This is a genomic window from Chitinophaga rhizosphaerae, from assembly GCF_003958645.1.
In the GTDB taxonomy this organism is placed as follows: Bacteria; Bacteroidota; Bacteroidia; order Chitinophagales; family Chitinophagaceae; genus Chitinophaga; species Chitinophaga rhizosphaerae.
Map to the genome: position 1 here is coordinate 356,432 of NZ_RXLO01000006.1, position 17,943 is coordinate 374,374.

13 protein-coding genes are annotated in these 17,943 nt (G+C 56.2%); 5 read left to right on the forward strand and 8 right to left on the reverse strand.

Annotation, left to right across the window (positions count from 1 at the left end; genetic code table 11):
* Positions 1–37 precede the first annotated feature (37 nt).
* From EJ361_RS16410 to EJ361_RS16425, 4 genes are all read left to right on the forward strand, one after another.
* A complete protein-coding gene (locus EJ361_RS16410) occupies positions 38–364 on the forward strand; it encodes a carbohydrate-binding protein (protein ID WP_164714293.1) in 327 nt (108 codons plus the stop codon).
* A gap of 127 nt (positions 365–491) precedes the next feature.
* Positions 492–1,493 (forward strand): glycoside hydrolase family 43 protein, encoded by a 1,002-nt coding sequence (locus EJ361_RS16415; protein ID WP_126246727.1) that lies wholly within the window; start codon positions 492–494, stop codon positions 1,491–1,493.
* A 153-nt stretch (positions 1,494–1,646) separates the two neighbouring features.
* Positions 1,647–2,468 carry a universal stress protein gene (locus tag EJ361_RS16420; protein ID WP_126246728.1) on the forward strand — a complete coding sequence of 274 codons (822 nt, stop codon included), beginning with the start codon at positions 1,647–1,649 and terminating at the stop codon, positions 2,466–2,468.
* 2 nt (positions 2,469–2,470) lie between these two features.
* Complete coding sequence (locus EJ361_RS16425) at positions 2,471–2,830, forward strand: hypothetical protein (protein WP_126246729.1); 360 nt, start codon at positions 2,471–2,473, stop codon at positions 2,828–2,830.
* Here the strand turns inward: EJ361_RS16425 and EJ361_RS16430 are convergent.
* The 5 genes from EJ361_RS16430 to EJ361_RS16450 form a co-directional block, all read right to left on the reverse strand.
* Positions 2,787–3,845: a response regulator gene (locus EJ361_RS16430; protein ID WP_126246730.1), complete on the reverse strand. Its 1,059-nt coding sequence runs from the start codon at positions 3,843–3,845 to the stop codon at positions 2,787–2,789. The two genes, EJ361_RS16425 and EJ361_RS16430, sit on opposite strands and share 44 nt — an antisense overlap.
* On the reverse strand, positions 3,842–5,059 hold the full coding sequence (locus EJ361_RS16435) for a PAS domain-containing sensor histidine kinase (protein ID WP_240646648.1): 1,218 nt from the start codon (positions 5,057–5,059) through the stop codon (positions 3,842–3,844). Before EJ361_RS16435 ends, EJ361_RS16430 begins: the two co-directional genes overlap by 4 nt.
* A gap of 87 nt (positions 5,060–5,146) precedes the next feature.
* Positions 5,147–6,583 (reverse strand): glycosyltransferase family 2 protein, encoded by a 1,437-nt coding sequence (locus EJ361_RS16440; RefSeq protein WP_126246732.1) that lies wholly within the window; start codon positions 6,581–6,583, stop codon positions 5,147–5,149.
* Entirely contained in the window at positions 6,580–7,659 is a 1,080-nt protein-coding gene (locus EJ361_RS16445) for a HEAT repeat domain-containing protein (RefSeq protein WP_126246733.1), read from the reverse strand. The genes EJ361_RS16440 and EJ361_RS16445 overlap by 4 nt, the downstream gene beginning before the upstream one ends.
* 17 nt (positions 7,660–7,676) lie before the next feature.
* Positions 7,677–8,036 (reverse strand): response regulator transcription factor, encoded by a 360-nt coding sequence (locus tag EJ361_RS16450; RefSeq protein WP_126246734.1) that lies wholly within the window; start codon positions 8,034–8,036, stop codon positions 7,677–7,679.
* A gap of 100 nt (positions 8,037–8,136) precedes the next feature.
* On the opposite strand from EJ361_RS16450, the gene EJ361_RS16455 reads away from it, so the two are divergent.
* The gene (locus EJ361_RS16455) at positions 8,137–9,360 is read left to right on the forward strand and encodes a YaiO family outer membrane beta-barrel protein (protein ID WP_126246735.1); all 1,224 of its coding nucleotides are present in this window, start codon (positions 8,137–8,139) and stop codon (positions 9,358–9,360) included.
* A 141-nt stretch (positions 9,361–9,501) separates the two neighbouring features.
* On the opposite strand, the gene EJ361_RS16460 is transcribed toward EJ361_RS16455, so the two are convergent.
* From EJ361_RS16460 to EJ361_RS16470, 3 genes are all read right to left on the reverse strand, one after another.
* A complete protein-coding gene (locus tag EJ361_RS16460; protein WP_164714294.1) occupies positions 9,502–11,451 on the reverse strand; it encodes an LTA synthase family protein in 1,950 nt (649 codons plus the stop codon).
* Between the two features lie 62 nt (positions 11,452–11,513).
* Positions 11,514–15,107 carry a PAS domain S-box protein gene (locus EJ361_RS16465; RefSeq protein WP_126246737.1) on the reverse strand — a complete coding sequence of 1,198 codons (3,594 nt, stop codon included), beginning with the start codon at positions 15,105–15,107 and terminating at the stop codon, positions 11,514–11,516.
* A 227-nt stretch (positions 15,108–15,334) separates the two neighbouring features.
* Positions 15,335–17,938: a S8 family serine peptidase gene (locus EJ361_RS16470; protein ID WP_126246738.1), complete on the reverse strand. Its 2,604-nt coding sequence runs from the start codon at positions 17,936–17,938 to the stop codon at positions 15,335–15,337.
* Positions 17,939–17,943 lie beyond the last annotated feature (5 nt).

A 17,943-nucleotide genomic window follows, 5' to 3' on the forward strand; every position in this document is an offset into this window, starting at 1 on the left:
TGCATTGCGCACGCCGGCGTCGGACACAACGAAGTACATGATGAAGCAGGGCTCGTACCTCGGGTTCAGACAGGTGAACCTGAGCATGGGGGAAATCGGGTTCGAAGTGGTGATCAGCAGCAACCTGAAAGGGAAATCCGCCCCCAGGCTGGAATTCCGGATAGACAGGCCCAACGGCAAGCGGAGCAAAAAACTCGGTTCCATCCGCATCCCCGACACGGCGGATACCACTTTCAACGTGAAACTTACCGGCCAGTTACGGCACGCCTTTGGCATCCACGACCTTTTCCTGGTAGCCAAGGGCGCCGGGGAATTCGAGATATCGGGGTTCTCCTTTATTCACAATTATTTCGCGGAAAAATGATCAGCCCGCCGGCACACCGCACCCTACCGGCAGGATGGTGCCATTGCAGTACGGCGAATAGTCTGGCGCAATGAATAAGAACGCGCCTGTTGGCGGAAGCCCCGATTGTTTTTTCTATATTTCGGATATGAAGCGCCTGATCCTCCTCTGCTGCGCCGCTGCGGCGTTCTTCCCAGCCTCCGCACAGCAAAAGTCCAAACGCAAAATGTCCGGCAACCCCGTTTTCCCGGGCTGGTATGCCGACCCGGAAGCCATCATCTACGGCCGGAATTACTGGATATTCCCCACTTTCTCCGCCCCGTACGAAAAACAGGTGTTCTTCGATGCCTTTTCCTCGGCCGACCTCGTGAAATGGAAGAAACACGCCCGAATTCTCGACACGGCGGCCGTCAAATGGGCGAAACGCGCCATGTGGGCGCCTTCCGTCATCCAGCACCATGGAAAATACTGGCTGTTTTTCGGGGCCAACGATATTCAGAACGACCAGGAATACGGCGGCATCGGGGTGGCTGTGGCCGATAAGCCGGAAGGCCCCTACCGCGATCATCTCGGCAAACCGCTCATAGACAAGTTCCACAACGGCGCCCAACCCATCGACCAGTTCGTTTTCCGTGACAAGGACGGGAAGCATTATCTTATTTACGGCGGCTGGCGCCATTGCAACATCGCGCGGCTGAAAGATGATTTTACGGGATTCGAACCGTTTGAAGACGGGGCGGTTTTCCGCGAGATCACGCCGGAAAAGTATGTGGAAGGGCCGTTCATGTTCATCAAAAACGGGAAATATTATTTCATGTGGTCGGAAGGCGGCTGGACGGGCCCCGACTACAGCGTGGCCTATGCCATCGCCGATTCCCCTGCCGGCCCGTTCCGGCGGATCGGTAAAATCCTGGACCAGGACCCTGCCATCGCTAGCGGCGCGGGTCATCATTCCGTCATTCATATTCCCGGAACGGAAAAATACTTCATCGTCTATCACCGCCGCCCCATTGGTGAAAAAGACGCCAATTCCCGGGAAACCTGCATCGAAAAACTGGAATTCGACGAAAACGGCCTTATCAAGCCCGTGATCATCACCCGCGAAGGCGTACCCGCTACGAAATTACCGCCTGTCCACTACGATAAATAAAATACCGCACAAGAACCCGCGCCCCCGCTTTTTGTTGTAAAAAAAGGCGGGGGCGCGGCTATTTTACGCCCGGCTGATCCGCCCCGACCACGATCAACGGCTCCGTTGACCGATATCATTCCTGCTTCACTCATATTAACTGAATTTTATATCATGAAAAAGATCATTGTTGCCCTTGATGGCCTCAAACTTTCGGAATCCAGCATGCAAACGGCCATAGCTGTCACCGCCCGGGAAAAAGCCCACCTCGTCGGCGTTTTCCTCGACGATTTCACCCACAACAGCTTTTCCATCGCTAGCGCCATGGAAACCGACGACCTCGAAGCCCGGATAGCAAAGGATAAACAGATCCGGGACAATGCCGTCAAGGAATTCGAAACCGCCTGCCAGGCCGGCGGCATCAATTTCACCGTTCGCCGCGATAAATCGTTCGCCCTCCCCGATCTGTTACGGGAAAGCATATACGCCGATCTGCTGATCGTCGGCGCCGACGAAACTTTCACCCGTTTCTCCGAAGCGGCGCCCACGCGATTTGTCCGCGATTTGCTGTCGGAAGTGCAATGCCCCGTGCTGATAGCGCCACTGAAATGGCAACCCGTGGAGAAAACGGTGATGTTGTACGATGGTGCGCCTTCGTCCGTGTTCGCCATCAAAATGTTCTCCGCCATCCTGCCGGAAACGAACAAACTGCCGGCCACCGTGATCACCGTTCGCGGAGACGATAACCATCACGTTCCGGAAAACCACCTGATGAAGGAGTTCATGAAAAGGCACAATCCTAACGCCGCGTACGAAGTATTGCAGGGCGATGCGGAAAACGCTATCCTCGACCACCTGCTGAAGGCAGACAGCAAAACCCTCGTGGTGCTCGGCGCCTACCAGCGCAGCACCGTGAGCCGCTGGTTCAAGGCCAGCATGGCCGATCTGCTCATGAAAGCAGTGCCCTGCGCCTTATTCATCGCACATAACAAGTAAAAATGAGCCGGGAGAAGAAATTTGAATTATTGCGGATGCTGGAGTTCCTCAAACAGGAGAACATCCTGCTGAAACAACGGCTGATGGAGGCTTTGCAACTGGACTCGTCGCGCCAGTTCCTGGAACGGGCGGAATCCCTGCAGCAGCAATTCCTGCAGAACGACCAGGCGCTCGCGCTGATGCACCACGACCTGGTGATGTTGTACCAGAAACATTCGGATGGCAAATCGTATTTGTTGCAACGGGAAGGGCTGGAATCCGACCTGGGCAAAATGAAAGAAGAAATCGGGCACCTGCGGATGCAGTGCGCAGACCTCCCTAATTCAGGAGGCGCGCCAGCTTCTTACGGTCTTCCAGGATAATCTCACCCTCCCGGATGCTGATGAGCTTTTCGTCGCGAAAATCTCCCAGCGTCCGGATGAGGGATTCCTTGGCTACACCGGCAACGGCGGCCAGGTTATCGCGGCTGATGTCGATGCTGAATTGCATACTTCCGGCCGCGTTATATTTTTTATCCAGCGCCAGCAGCGCGTCGGCCACTTTTCGGCGCAGGGAGTTGTAAGCGATGCCCAGCAGCTGCTCTTCCTTTTCGGCCATGTTGTTGGCCAGCATCTGGATGAGACGGCGCTGCACGGCGGGGTTGCTGTTCATAAGCGATTCGAAATCCGCTTTCGGGATCATGGCGATCTCTGCGTCTTCCATCGCTTCGGCGCTGTCCTGGTACAATCCGCCGCTCAGCAGCGGTGTATATCCGAAGTAATCGCCTTCGTTGTAAAGCCCGGTGATGAGCTCTTTCCCGTTATCGTGCCGCTTGCTGGACTTGACCTTCCCTTTGATAATGTAAAACAGGTTGGTGGCGTGTTTGCCTTCGGAATACACGGCCTGTTTCTTTTTGAACAGCTGCGTATTACGCTCGTTCTTCAGCGCCTCCAGCTGGTCTCCCCCTCCGGATACAGACAGCAGCGCCGAAATGGCGCCGGGGCCCTGGGCGATGTCTTCCTTCAGTCTGCTGGCTTTCTGCAGCCGGATTTCGATGGCCTGGAGCAGTTCCATGGCGTCGAAAGGTTTGGTAATGAAATCGTCTGCCCCCATTTCCATGCCTTTGCGCATATCCGTTCTTTCGGTGCGGGCGGTGAGGAAGATGAAAGGCGTATGCTGGAGGGCGTTGCGTTTGTGCAGCATGTGCAGCACGCCGTAGCCGTCGAGCACGGGCATGGAAATATCGCAAATGATCAGATCCGGGTGATGCTCGAAAGTCATCTGCACGCCTTGCATGCCATCGGCTGCGGTCAGCACCTTGTAATTGGCCATGGTGAGGATTTCCGCGGTATTTTCGCGGATGTCGGCATTGTCTTCGATCAGGAGAATCGTGCTCATATGTTGGGCGGGATTTGAAAAGTCAAGATAAATTCGGTGCCGTTTCCTACCTCGCTGCGGCATTGGATGTTGCCGTCCATCAGTTCGGTATACTTGGCTACGATATGCAGTCCGAGGCCGGTGCCCTGGATGTCCGACACATTGTTGCCGCGGAAGAAGCGTTCGAAAAGGTGGGCCTGGTCGTCTTCGCTGATGCCGCGGCCCTGGTCGGCCACGCGGATCACCAGTTGCGCCGCTTCCCTTCCGGAAGCAACGGCGATGGCGCTGCCTTCCGGCGAGAATTTGATGGCGTTGGACAACAGGTTGAGGATGATATGTTTGAGCAGCGCGGGATCGAGTAGCGCTTCCGGATCACCGGTATGCACGTACGAAATGCGCTGGTTCTTTTTGTTGAGCTCGAAGAGCTCCTGCACGGTGGCGCCGATGATCGATTCCACGTTAACCGTGGCCGGCCGCACATGGATCCTTCCTTCCTCGATCTTGCCTACGCTGAGGAAATCATTGAGAATATCGGTCAGGAGGTTGACGGAGGAAACGATCCGCTGGATGTGCTTTTCGCGCTGCGGCTGTTCCTCTCCCGCCGTATAGCGGGAAATGAGGTAGGAGGAGGAGAGCACGGTGCTGAGGGGCGTCCGGAATTCGTGGGAAGCCATGGAAACGAAGCGGCTTTTCAGTTCGTTCAAATCCTTTTCCTTCTGCAGGGCCATCCGTAACTCATTGTCTTTCCGCTCGATCTCCTTCATCTGCATTTCCATCTGCTTCACGAGCTTCGACAACGATTCCGTACGGTCTGCCACCTTCTGCTCCAGTTCCGCGTTCAGTTCGCGAAGTGCGTCTTCCGACTGCTTGCGCAGGGAAATATCGCTCACGAAGGCCACCACCATGCGGCCGGTGGGCGCTTCATAAACACCGAGACTGATCTCCACCGGGAATTCCGTCCCGTCTTTCCGCCGCGCGAAAAGATCCATTCCCATGCCCATGGGCCGGTTATGGGGATGATGGCTGAAACGGTCGCGATGGCTTTCGTGACGGCCGGCGTACCGGTCTGGAATGAGTTTTTCCACCTTCTGGCCTTCCAGTTCCTCGGCCGTATATCCGAACTGCCGGAGCAGGAACGGGTTGGACATCACGATATTGCCGGCCGTATCGGCCACCAGTATGCCTAGTGTCGCATATTTGAATAATACGTCGAATCCGAAATCTGCGTTATTCATAACTTTGCGCATTGTGACCGAATATTGCGGAACGAATTTACGATATTAATCCGGCGGGGCGGAATAAAGGATGCATGAATATTGAAATCAGCCGTTTTTGGGCTGGGGTTTCCCGAATCCCCGGCGCGTCATTTCTCCCCAGCTTTTCGACTTCCGGAAGAAATCGAAATACCCGCGAACGCCCGCCCACACCACGAACGGATGGAATATGAACGGCTCCGTCAATGCCGCCAGCACCAGCTTGAGGATCTCCTTGCGGCGGCGGTACTGGTTAAAGGTATATACTTCCATGTAAATGGCGAAAACGCTGTTGAGGTACCCGAAAGATACGATGAATATCAAAAACGCGAAGAACATGTGCCAGTTGATGAGCCCGAAGAAAGCCAGGAACAAAAACACCACGAACCCCGCGAACTCGATCAGCGGTGCCAGCATTTCGAACAGCAGCCAGTAGGGATAGCTCAATGCCCCCAGCAGATCGTACCGCGGGTTCAGGAATATTTTCTTGTGAAAGCGCAGCGTTTCGATCGTGCCGCGCGTCCACCGGTTACGCTGGCGGGTGAGGATGGTCCCGGTTTCGGGAGCTTCCGTCCAGCAAAGCGGATCGGGAATGTAGGTCACTTTATACGGCACGTCCTGCTCATGCATATATCGCCGCATCCTCACCACCAGCTCCATATCTTCCCCTACCGTATTGGTATTGTAACCGCCGCAGCGGATAGCGATCTCCTTGTCGAACGCGCCGAATGCCCCGGAGATGAGCAGCAGCCCGTCGAGCCGCGCCCAGGCCATGCGCCCCAGCAAAAATGCGCGGATGTATTCCAGCGCCTGCATGCGGGCCCAATAGTTGTCAGGAAGATGCACCCGCGTGAGCCGGCCATTGGTGACCTCGCAGGAATTCGCGATGCGGATCACCCCGCCCGACGCGATCACTTTCTTCTCCCCTTCTTCCAGGAACGGTTTTACCATTTTGAGAATGGCGTCGTGCTCCAGGATACAATCCGCGTCGATGCAAACGATATAATCGTTCGTAGCGATATTGATACCCACGTTCAGCGCATCCGCCTTTCCGCCGTTCACTTTATCCACCACCACGAGCTTGTTGTAGGCAGGGTGTTTCGTTTTGTAAACGGCCTTCACTTCTTTCGTCGGGATGCGGTAGTTGACGAAGAAATCCACTTTTTCCAACTGGTACGCGTCGATGAGCTTCTGGAGGCTATCGTCTTTCGACCCGTCGTTGATGACGACCAGTTCGAGTTTGTTGTAGTATAGCGACAGCAGCGACCGCACGTTATCCACGATGGTAGCGCCTTCGTTGTACGCCGGCGCCAGGATGCTGACGGTGGGCGCATGCGGCGACGCGGCCAGCAGGCGGTAGTCGGTGGCTTCGTTCTTATGCAGGTATTCCCGTGTTTCGTTCACGGAATTGATGCCGATAACGATGTACGAGATGATGAGGGTGACGGAATATACGAAGATGCCGGTCACCAGCAGGTAAACGAGGATATCGGCCAGTATTTTCATCGTACGGATTCGCTTTGAATGTGAAGCAATATTTGCCGGTAGGGTTCCGGCTGGGCCAGGGCTTTGGCGGCGATGATGGCTTCCCCGCCTTTCAGGCAGCGGGAAATGATGCGGGCCGATTGCAGTTGAACGGCGGGATCGTCGCTGGCGAGCGTGGTTTCGAGAAACCCGCGCTGCGCGTCGGTTGCCACCTGTTCGAGGCCTTCGAGGATCGCTTTGCGGTTGTGCTCCGTTTCCGTCGGGTATTGCTCGGCGAGCAGGTTGCCCGCTTCTTCGTCCCCGAAATGTACCAGCGTTTTCACGGCCTGTTCGCGCACATGGGAATTGGGATGCCGGAGGCAGCGGATGGTCTCTTCCCTGACTTGCAGCTGCTGGTAGATATCGGCGAGCTTCAGGGCAAATATCACCACGCTGTCGTTCGCCGAACCGAGCCACTGCGGCAGGCCTTCGAAGTTCCCGGGGTCGAGTGCGTGCAACTGTTCGAGCAGTTTGAGCTGTTGCCAGTTGTTCATGGGCTGGGTGAGGCCGCCGAGGAACCGGAGCCCGTCGAACCCTTCGAACGCCAGCAGGGCGGTTTGGGCTTCGGCGCGCACGTATGCGTTGCGGTGGTCGGTATGTTTGCCGATGGCGCCGCCGGCATCCCGCTGCTCCATCATATACAGTTCGTAAATACCGCGGGCCTTGCGGTACCAGAAGCGGCTGGAGAATTTGTCCCACGATGTTTTCCGCAGCTCCAGCAGTCTGTACAGCTGTATCACATTACGGGAGGCCTGGCCGATGAGGTTCTTTTTGGTATTGATGAGTTGATTGATGGCGAACTCGCGCGCGAGGCGGTTATGCGGGCGGTCGAGCAGCTCTTCCGGAATTTCGATATCGCTGTTTTCGTTGATCTCTCCCAGCAGGAGGTCTCCCAGCCACTGATCGAAATATTCCTGCACGCGCTTCTCCGTCTGGTACCGTTTGCGGCGGCGGCGGAGCACGGCGGCGGTCATGAACAGGACTATGATCATGATCGCCGTAAACAGGACCGTATATGCATACAGGGTTGCCTCGGGTATGGTGCTCGGTTCCAGCAAGATGTTCGGTTTAAGGTTTAACGGGACTGAATCAGTTTTTTCACGCGGATCGATAATTCCGTCAGGCTGAAAGGCTTGGTCATGTAATCGTCGGCGCCGAGGCGGAAGGCTTCTTCCACGATATTTTCCTGCCCCATGGTCGACAATACGATCACTTTGATGGGGCTCCCTTCCTGCTTGATGGCACTTACGATCTCGAGACCGGAAACGGACGGCAGCATAATATCCGTAAGCACGATGTCGGGCTTTTCGGAGCGGATGCTTTCCAGCGCCTGGTTGCCCTCGGAACAGGATATGATTTCATAGCCGTCTTTTGCCAGTTTTATCTCGATGGTTTTTCGGATGAGGTTATCATCTTCCGCAATTAGAATCTTCATGGAATATACGTGTTAACACGAGTACAAAAATAGATAATATTTCGCTGGTCTGGAAGAAGTTATATCTTTATCAGGCAATAAAAACCGAACACCGACAAATATGAGGCATATCCTTCTGACCGTTATCGCCGCCATGATATCGATTGTTGCGTTGGCGCAGGATTCCGATGAGCTCTTCCAGCTGGCCCGGAAAGCCGCTTTCGACCGGAAAGATTATCCAGAAGCGATCCGTCTTTGCCGCCAGGCCCTCACCCAAAGCCCCGACTACGCCGATATCCGTGTTTTCCTCGGACGTATCTACACCTGGAGCGACAAAACCGACAGCGCCCGCGCCGAGTTCCAGTATATCCTCCAGCGTAAACCAGCGTACGAAGACGCCTACGTGGCCATCGCCGATCTGGAATACTGGAACGACCGTCCCGCAGAAGCCATGCAGCACATCAATAAAGGACTGGAGTACCATCCCCGGTCCGAGGAGCTGTTGCTTCGCAAAGCCCGTGTGCTGGGGTTCCAGAAAAACCTGCAGGAAGCCGCCCTTTACGCCAATAAAGTATTGGCCATCAATCCCAATAACGCCGCCGCCCGATCGCTCCTCAGCGGTATCCGCGACCAGGTGCGCAAAAACAAGCTCGACCTCAGCTACGATTATACGTATTTCGACAAAAGGTTCGATGACCCCTGGCATATGCTGAGCCTCGCCTACGGCCGGCAAACCCCGATCGGGTCGGTTTTTGCACGGGTCAATTACGCAAAGAAGTTTGGAGACGACGGCGTGCAGGGCGAAGTGGAGGCTTATCCCCGCTTCTCCAACACCTTTTATTCTTACGTTGGCGCCGGTTATTCCAACAGTTCCATCTTCCCGAAATACCGTGCCGGCTTCTCCCTTTACGCCAACCTGCCCAAGAGCTTCGAAGCGGAACTGGGCTTCCGGTACCTGTATTTCAGCAGTTCCACCTGGGTATACACCGCCTCGCTAGGTAAATACTGGCGCAGCTGGTGGTTCAACTTCCGGACTTACCTCACGCCGGGAGAAGACAACCTTTCCAAATCCTTCAACCTTAACGCACGCTATTATACCGCAGGGGCCGACGATTTCTGGCTCTTCGGCATCGGAACGGGGATTTCGCCAGACGACCAGCGAAACAATATCAACTACGAGATCAATAACAGCCTGATGTCGTACAAATTGAACCTCGGATGGCAAAAAACCTTCCTCCGCCAGAACATCATCGGCCTTTACGGCACCTGGTATTACGAAGAATTCCGGCCCAGCACCTATGGCAACCAGATCAACCTGGGCGTGAGCCTCATGCGCCGCTTCTAACCGCATCAAAAATATACCGCGGTGAAAGCTTGCCCCGGACTGGACGACGAATCACCGGGAGTCCGAACATATTAAAACAAGAAGGTGCCTCGGACGAGGCACCTTCTTGTTTTAATGTCGAAAGATTAATCAGTTTTCAACTCACTTCCGCACATACCGGCTATAGAGCGAATCCGGCAGCAATTGGCGGGTTTGTACCATACGGTCGTTCCGTTTGCGGTATGCAGCAAACCCGGCTTCCAGTTTCCCGGCGGTATCCTCGTCGTCTTCCGGCTCGAGGTCCAAATTCGGGAGGATGCGGTACAACGATCCGGAATTCATGAAGTACGGTCCGGCCACGTAATCTGCCAGGTCGTTTTTTGTTTGCATGAGCGGATAATGATGCACATTGCGGAAAGCGCGGGTGGTATCGAGGCCCGTGCCCACCCAGGTGGCCTCCTGCGGGATATCCCAGCCGTATTGGCCGGCGAGCAGCCGCGTAAAGGAAGGCGCCACGTCGAAATGCGAAGAAACGGACGAGAACCGGGTATGCTGGTTCAGCAGCGGCGAATGTACGAGCAGCAGCGTATGGTACCGGTCGATCTTCGAGCGCATGGGGATCTCGGGCAGCCGGTGGTCGCCCGTGATGAGCACGATCGTGTTCGCATAGTCTTTTCTGGATTGCAGCTGGCGAAAGAAGCCCCGTATGGACGCATCCATATACATCACCGACGCATACACGTTCAGGTACTGCATATGCGCCGCAGTTTCCTCCGCCGTTAATTTCAATGATTTGATCCGTTGCTCCGCCAGGGCGTTGTAATGTGCCTGGTCGGGGATCTTGAACGGCGAGTGCGTGGAAACGGTCAGCATGACATCCAGCCGCGGCGCACCGGAATCGGGCGTGGCATCGAAGTATTTACGGAACAGCTCGTCGTCGCCATACCCCCAGGTAAACCCGCCGCTGTTGGCCGGCAGCAGGTGGTAACCATCGCCGAACGACGATTTATCGATAATGGAATCCACGCCCTGGTTACGGACGAAAAGGTCCATTTTATCGAAGCTGGCGTCTCCCGCATAGAGGAACCTGGCACCATAGCCGTTATGCCGGGCGAGGTTCATGAGCGTGAGGGAATTGGGCAAACCGGGTGCCATTTCCGCGAAACCGTTTTTGCCGAAAGGCAGCGATCCCAGCATGGTGGGCAGCACGGCGAACGTCCGTCCACCGCCGGAAAGCATGTTTTCGAAGTAGAGGCTCCTTCGCCCGAGGGAATCCAGGAAAGGCGTGAAACTCCCCAGGTAAGCGTTGTTGCCCGAAAAGGCACGCCCCAGCCCTTCCACTAAAATGATCACTACATTGGGCTTCACGGAATCGGCACGGAAGTACGGCTGGAGGTTGTTCCCCGCCGGTTGCGCGTGCAGGAAAGGGAACGCGTCCGGCTTCAAATATTTATTCGTAAACAGCGGGTCACCCTTCAAATCCTCCCCCGCTACGCCATAGGCGGCATCGCCGGGGAAAAAGTAATCGGCCGATTTGGCGAGGAAGAAACCGGTTTTATTGAGGACGATATTCCCTGCATATTCGGACCGCAACCCGCTACGGGTGAGCGACCGCGAAACAGGTATCCAGAAAAGCAAAATACAGGCCAGTACGAACCAGAACCCGCGCCGGTCGCCCCGGATGCGGCCTCTCACGAACAGCACGATCGCCACGGCAGACACGGCCACGGCTACCCCGAGGCCCGTCAGCGTGGCCGTTGGCACGGAGCCTGCGGCAGCCCCCACGGTTTGCTTGATGTCGTGCATATTATATCCGAACAGGTCGGCGCCCAAAGGCACGCTCGTTTGGTGGAAATACAGGTTCAGGGAAAAGCTGACTATCACATACAGGACGATCAGCGAAATGTAAAAAGCGTTGCCGGCCCGGGGGCTCACCAGCATGTAGAGCAGCAGGAACGGCAGCACGATCCAGCGGATGACGGACAGGAACGTGAGCACATCCGCCCAGAGCGCCCGGCCAATGATCGTCTGCAACGGCACCGGGAACGTCCCGATCATAAAAAGATCGATGGCGCGGAGCACCAAAATCAATAGGAATAGTAATAAAGACAATAGGAGAAACCTGTTAAATGCAGGTATCCACTCATGCAACTTCGGCAATTTTACAATCATAATTATCTTTCAATTTCTTTCTTCAGCAACTCCTTCACCAGGGCGATTTCGTCACGGGTTTCCTGCCACAGCGCCTTTACCTGGCCAGGTTCGAATTCTGTCAGCATGTCGAGCACGCGCGCCAGGCGCGCCAGTTCCCGCATGCCCACACTGGCCGACGTTCCATACAGCTTATGCCCGATAGATTTAACGCCTTTCAGATTCCCTTCCTCTACGAACTGTTCCAACGCTTCGAGCGATTTATCCAATTCCGAGGCCGTGAGCAGGAGAATGTCTTTCGACACATCGTCATCGTCGCCCAGGTAGCTTTTCAGTACGCTGATATCGAAATGCTGGTTGGCGGAAATGTCCGCTGCCGCGTCATTCCGCGCCTCCGCATCGGCAGACTGTTCATCCGGCAACCATTTCCGGAGAATGGCGGCAAGGGTCTCCTCCACGATGGGCTTCGGAAGGAAGTCGTCCATCCCTGCGGAAAAGCTTTTCTCCCGTTCCCCGCTGATATTGCCGGCTGTCAGGGCAATGATGGGCACGCGGCCATCGGATTCCATCGCGCGGATTTTGTAGGTGGCTTCGTAGCCGTTCAGTTCGGGGATTTGTATGTCCATCAGGATAAGGTCCGGCTGCGTATCCCGGAAAATCCTGACCGCATCCAGCCCGTTGCCTGCTTCGATGATGGCGGCGGATGGCATGAGTTTGTGGATGATCGTTTTGGTGAGCAGCATGTTCACGGTATTGTCTTCCACCACCAGCACGGTAACCTGCCGGTGTTCCAGCGAAACCTCGGGCTGTCCTTCGTCGCGGCCCGCCGTTGCATCGTCTGCCGCATCGCCCTGCTCCACGGGCAACGTCACGTAGAAATAGAAAATACTGCCGGATCCGGGGTAGCTGATGAGTTGCAGTTTGCTGCCCATGAGGGCCAGGATTTTATTGGAGATGGCAAGACCGATGCCGGTGCCGCCGTATTTTTTGGTGGTGGATGCGTCTTCCTGCGCGAAGGCTTCGAAAATCCGTTCCTGCTTGTCGGGTTTGATGCCGATGCCGGTATCGCGCACTTCGAATTTGAACGTGGTGTCGCCATTTCGCGCCACGGCGATGGAGCTGATCCGCAGTTCCACCATCCCTTTTTCCGTGAACTTGACGGCGTTGCCGAGGAGGTTGACGAGCACCTGTTTGAGGCGCAGCGCGTCTGTATGGATGTAGGCAGGTAATTGCGGCGAGATGCACAACCGGATGTCGAGCCCTTTTTCGCGGCCCTGGTAGGTTATGATGTCGATGGCTTCCTGTCCGAGGCCGTACAGTTTTACCTTCTCGTTGTGCAGTTCCAGTTTCCCGGCTTCGATCTTCGACAGGTCGAGGATATCGTTGATAATGCTTAGCAATACGTTGGCGCTTTGGTGCACGATGTTGAGATATTGTTGCTGCTGGCCGTTGAGCTTCGTTTTCATGATCAGGTCCGTAAACCCGATGATGCCGTTGAGCGGCGTTCGGATCTCGTGGCTCATATTGGCGAGGAATTCCGATTTGGCGCTGCTCATCTGTTCCGCCTGCTGTTTGGAGGCGATGAGGGCCTGTTCCATGCGCTTGCGCTTGGTGATGTCGGTGGCGATGCCGAGGTAGCCGGTCACCTGGTTACGGATATCGCGGATGGGCGTCATCACGAGCGATACGATACAGCGGGAACCGTCTTTCTTTACATATATCCATTCCCGTTGTTCCGACCCTTCGCGCTCCGTTTTATAGATGAAGGCGCGCATGGGTGTTACGTTTTCGCCGGTTTCTTCCGACAATTCCCTCGCCCGGGCTTCCACTTCTTCCTTATCGTGGATGACATGCGCCATCACTTTCCCGATCATTTCCTCGGAAGTATAGCCGAGCAGCCTTTCCGCGCCCCGGTTGAAGAGGGTGACCACCCCTGTTTTGTCTGTAGCGATGATGCTCACTTCGGAGGCCGATTGCAGCACTTCCTGCAACAGTTTCCGGGAGCTGGATATTTCGAGCTCTGCTTTCTTTTTATCGTTGATGTCCTGGAAGGCGCCGTACAGCCTTTTGCAGACACCGTTTTCGAAATCGGCATGCCCTTGCGTGCGCACCCAGCGTTCTTCGCCCTGCCAGGTGACGATCAGCACTTCGAGGTCGAACGAGCGGCCGGTGCGGATGGCGCGGTTCACGGCGCGGATCACTTTGTTCTGATGCTCGCCTTTCTTGAAAAAGCCGATCGCGGCCTGCAGGTCGGGCTCAAAGTCGTGCGGAACGCCGTGCAGCTCGCGCGTCATGTCTGCCCAGTACAGTTTGTTTTTCGGTACTTCCGCCACCCAGGCCCCTACCCGCGCAACGGCATTGGTCTGTTCCAGCATTTCCTTGGTGCGGGCGAGGTCTTTTTCGAGCAGGTATCGTTCGGTGATGTCGATGGCGTTGCCGATCACGTAAGGTTCTTCGTTCTGTCCGGTTTCCAGCACATTGCTGAACATCCAGATGCGCCGGGTGCCGTTGCGGTGAACCGTCGTCATTTGCCCGGCGGCCATTCCCTTATCGCGGATTTCCTGTAAATAGGCGGTGAATTCGAAGCGGTGGGTTTCGGGCAGCAGATCGGCCAGGTTCATTTTCGACATTTCCGCCACCGTATATCCGAGCAGGTTAGCCCCGGCATAATTGACGGAAATGATCTTTCCCCGCAAATCGTGCGTGCACATGAGGCCCTGGCTGTGTTCGAAAAAGGCGCTCAGTTTCTTCTGGCTTTGTTCCAGTAATTCTTCCCTTATCCGTTCATCGGTGATATCCCGCCCGATGGCGAAAATGTCTCCGGTATCGGGATCGGAATTGGCCGCCCACTGTATGAGCCGGTAGGCACCGGTTTTGGTGCGGAAACGGCGGGTGAAGTTGACTTTGTCTTTTCCGCCGCGGATGTTGGTCAGGTTTTTCTCCGCGATTTCCACATCGTCGGGATGGGCGAAATACAGGATCGGGTTCATCATGAGTTCCCGTTCCTCCCAACCGAGGGTTTTCGTGAAAGCCGGGTTCACATTCCGGTAAAAACCATTTGCCTGTACGATGCACATCAGGTCTTGCGACAGTTCGAACAGCTGTTCGAAATAGCTCCTTTCAATATTTTTCCGCCGTTCCACGATGAGCGACACCACCATTTCCGCCAGCAGTTTAAGCGATTCCTTCTGTTCCCGGTTGAGGACGCCGGGCTTGCGGTCGAGCACACACAGCGCCCCCAGCGCAAAACCCTCGCGGTCGATCAGCGGGTACCCGGCATAATACCGGATATGCTCATCACCGGAAACACCGGGCAATTCCTTAAAACGCGTGTCTTTCGAAGCGTCATTGACTTCGAACAGGTCGGAATGGGAAATCGTGTATTGGCAGATGGATTCGCTTCGTGGCGTTTCCCCCACATCGAGCCCGGTTTTCGCTTTGATCCATTGCCGGTTTTCATCGATGAGGGTAACGAGCGAAATCGGCATGCCGCAGATTCGGGACGCAAGGTCCGTCAGCTTTTCATACTCTTCTTCCCGGAACGTGTCCAGGATGTTGTAGCTTCTCAGCGCACGCAGGCGTGCAGCTTCGTTTTGTGGTACGGGCGGTTTGTTCATAGTTTCAAATCAGGACTCCTTCTGATTATCACGGACAATAAATATAATGCAAAAATAAGAAAAGCGCCGCAGAAGAATCTGTGGCGCTATAAACCATATCCTATGAAAAACACTAAAATTGCTTAAATCTTAATGCAAATATCGGCCGGCACGCTTACAACACCACTGACGCCGGTCAGTATGCCGGCTGATTTTGGTAAGCGCTCCCGGGGAAACAGCCGTAGCGGTTACATCATCATCGCCTCTTTCAGCCAGGAAGATGCATAGGGGGAAGCCTGCACTTTGTCCCGGAAACCGGGCTGGCCGATGGTCGCTTCGATCTCCACGGGGTTGGACAGGTCGATGCGGGAAAACAGCTCGTAGAACTGGGGATCGGTCTGCAACAGGTGCAGCAGCTCCGCCGCCAGGGCATCTTCCGGCGGCACGGGCGTTGCGCTGCGGAAGAGTTTCCGGCGCTTGAAGAACGAGCCCACGATCTCCACGATCCCCCACCAGCTGCTTTCGGCCGAGGGCGACTGCACCAGTCTGGATGGTTCCGCTACCGGCACCTGCAGGGCGTCCCAGGCGCGGATGATCCCGTTCCCGTAATATTTCTTCCAGTCGGCGAAAACATTCCCTTTCGCGGCGCTGGTGAAAAGCGCATGGCGAACGGCTTCCACTTTCATCCATTTCTTTCCTTCGTCATAATATCCTTTTTTCTCCATTTCGTTGCGATGCCGGGCGATGTACAGCGCCGCCGTGGCCGCCACCTGCGGGGTGGCCGACGAGGTGCCGCCGCCGCTCCTGACGAACGGGTGGACGGAAGAAGCCCAGGGCGTATTCGGCGTATAGCCGGCCAGGGCGCGCGTCATCCGCGACGCCGGGCCCCAGGAACCCTGCATATATTGCGTGCTGATGGCCCGCTCGGAGCCTTCGCGCAGGAAATCCACATCGTAGGGCTTATGATCGTACATGGCGCCGGTGGCCGCGATCACCCGCTCGAAAGCCGCCGGGAAAAGGACGCATTTCGGCAACAGGGCGCCGGTGCCCTTGTACCAGCAGTTACTGGCGGCAGACACCACCACGATCCCGGCCTCGTATGCCCGGTTCACGGCCCGCGCCATCCGCTGGCTGGGTTTCCCGGCCATGGACATCGACACCACTTCGCAGCCCTCCCCGATCGCGTATTCGATCGCTTCGGCGAAAGTGCGGTCGTTCATGATGACCACCGATTCGGAAATCCTGCAGGGCACCACCGTGGCTACCGGGGCGCCGCCAATATAGCCTTCGTATTCCCCGAACGTCTGTGCCTTCGTCACTTTTCCGCCCGCCAGCAAAACAACCGTGCCCAACCCGTGGCCGTCTTGCCCGGATTCGGGTTTATCCTGCGCCAAATTTGGATTCTCCTTGCTCACGAAGCTGCGCTGGCGCTGGAGGTCCAGGTTTTCGGGAAGCGCGGGATGGCCGGCGATGTAGCCGGTATCCAGGTGCGCGATGCGGACGTGGGCGCCGGGCATGGCCTGCACTTCGGCCGTGGCTTTGGCCAGCTGGGAATGCGCATCCCCGAGGTGCCAGCCGATGGCGGCCTCCCCCATGGCGGGCGGCCATTCGCGGATATAGTCCGGGTTATTGGCGTCTCCCTCGCGGGTAGCGCGCTTGTCCTGCGCGGGCGACACGCTCATGATCGGTTCCACGACGGCTTCCAGCCCTGCGGCGAGGAGGCTCTGGCGAAGGGCATGCGCCGCGCTCCAGCTGTGCTCGTGCGGGGTGGTTTTCATTTCCAGCACGAGGTAATCCGCCCCTTTTTCAAGGATATCGATGTCTTTCCCGGGATCGATGTCTTTGGCCGGCGGCACTTTCCAGGTAACGAGCAATTGCGCGTTCCTTTTCACCTTCACTTCGTCCCACTCTTCTTCTTTTGTCAGGTTGCGGCCTGCGGGCGCAGGTTTGAGGTCCGGCTTGCGGGAACCTTTTACGACCGCCGCATCGGGAATTTCGATCTGGAAGGGGAATGCGGCGTCGAAAGTCGGGATGATGGCGCCGTATTCGAAGAAGTTGGGGCGGGGATAATAATATCTTTCGCGGATGGCGTCTATCAGTTCCGGCGCGTTTTTCCTGCGGGTAGCCGCTTTACGGAACAGCTCGATGAACGATTCGGTGAACACGCCGTTGGATTCACCGTCGAAAGTAGTCTGATCGTCCTGGCAGGCGGCCAGCAGCTTCACCGCCGCTTTCACGTTCGCCGCCTGGGCCGTTGCGCGGAACTTGTCCTGCAGCGGACCGTACACCGTGGGGCCATAGGTCTCCATAATATCCTGTTCCTGCTTCAGCGGCAGTTTCCGGGAACGGAGACCCCGCATTTCCGTCGCGTTTTCCAGGCCGGCGGCGAGGTGCTCGCTGAGGGTTTGGGGGGATTTCGCCACCCGGGCGATAGTTCCCGAATGACAACTATCCGACACGATGAGAATGCGCGTACCCTCCCCGAATTTCCGGAAGGCTTCGAACAGCTCGTCGTCCAGCAGTTCCCGGTCATACAGGCACCAGGTCTGGTCGTTGCGCTCGTTGTCCAGCCCCGTCACTTTATCATTACCGATCTGGCTGCCGTGGCCGGCGTAGGTGAGCAGGAGAATATCTCCCGCCTGCAATTGCTGTGCATAATCCGACAGGGCGGTCAGCACGGCGGAAGCGGTAGCTTCATCGTTGTGGAGTTTTTTGGATTTATAGCCGTTCTGCTCCGCGAACGCTTTCCAGAATTTCGCATCGGCAACGGCCGCTTTCAATTCGGGCACGTCGAAATAATGCGCCTTGTCCAGTTTGTTCACCCCGATGTGCAGGGAATAGCCTTTAGACATGTCGT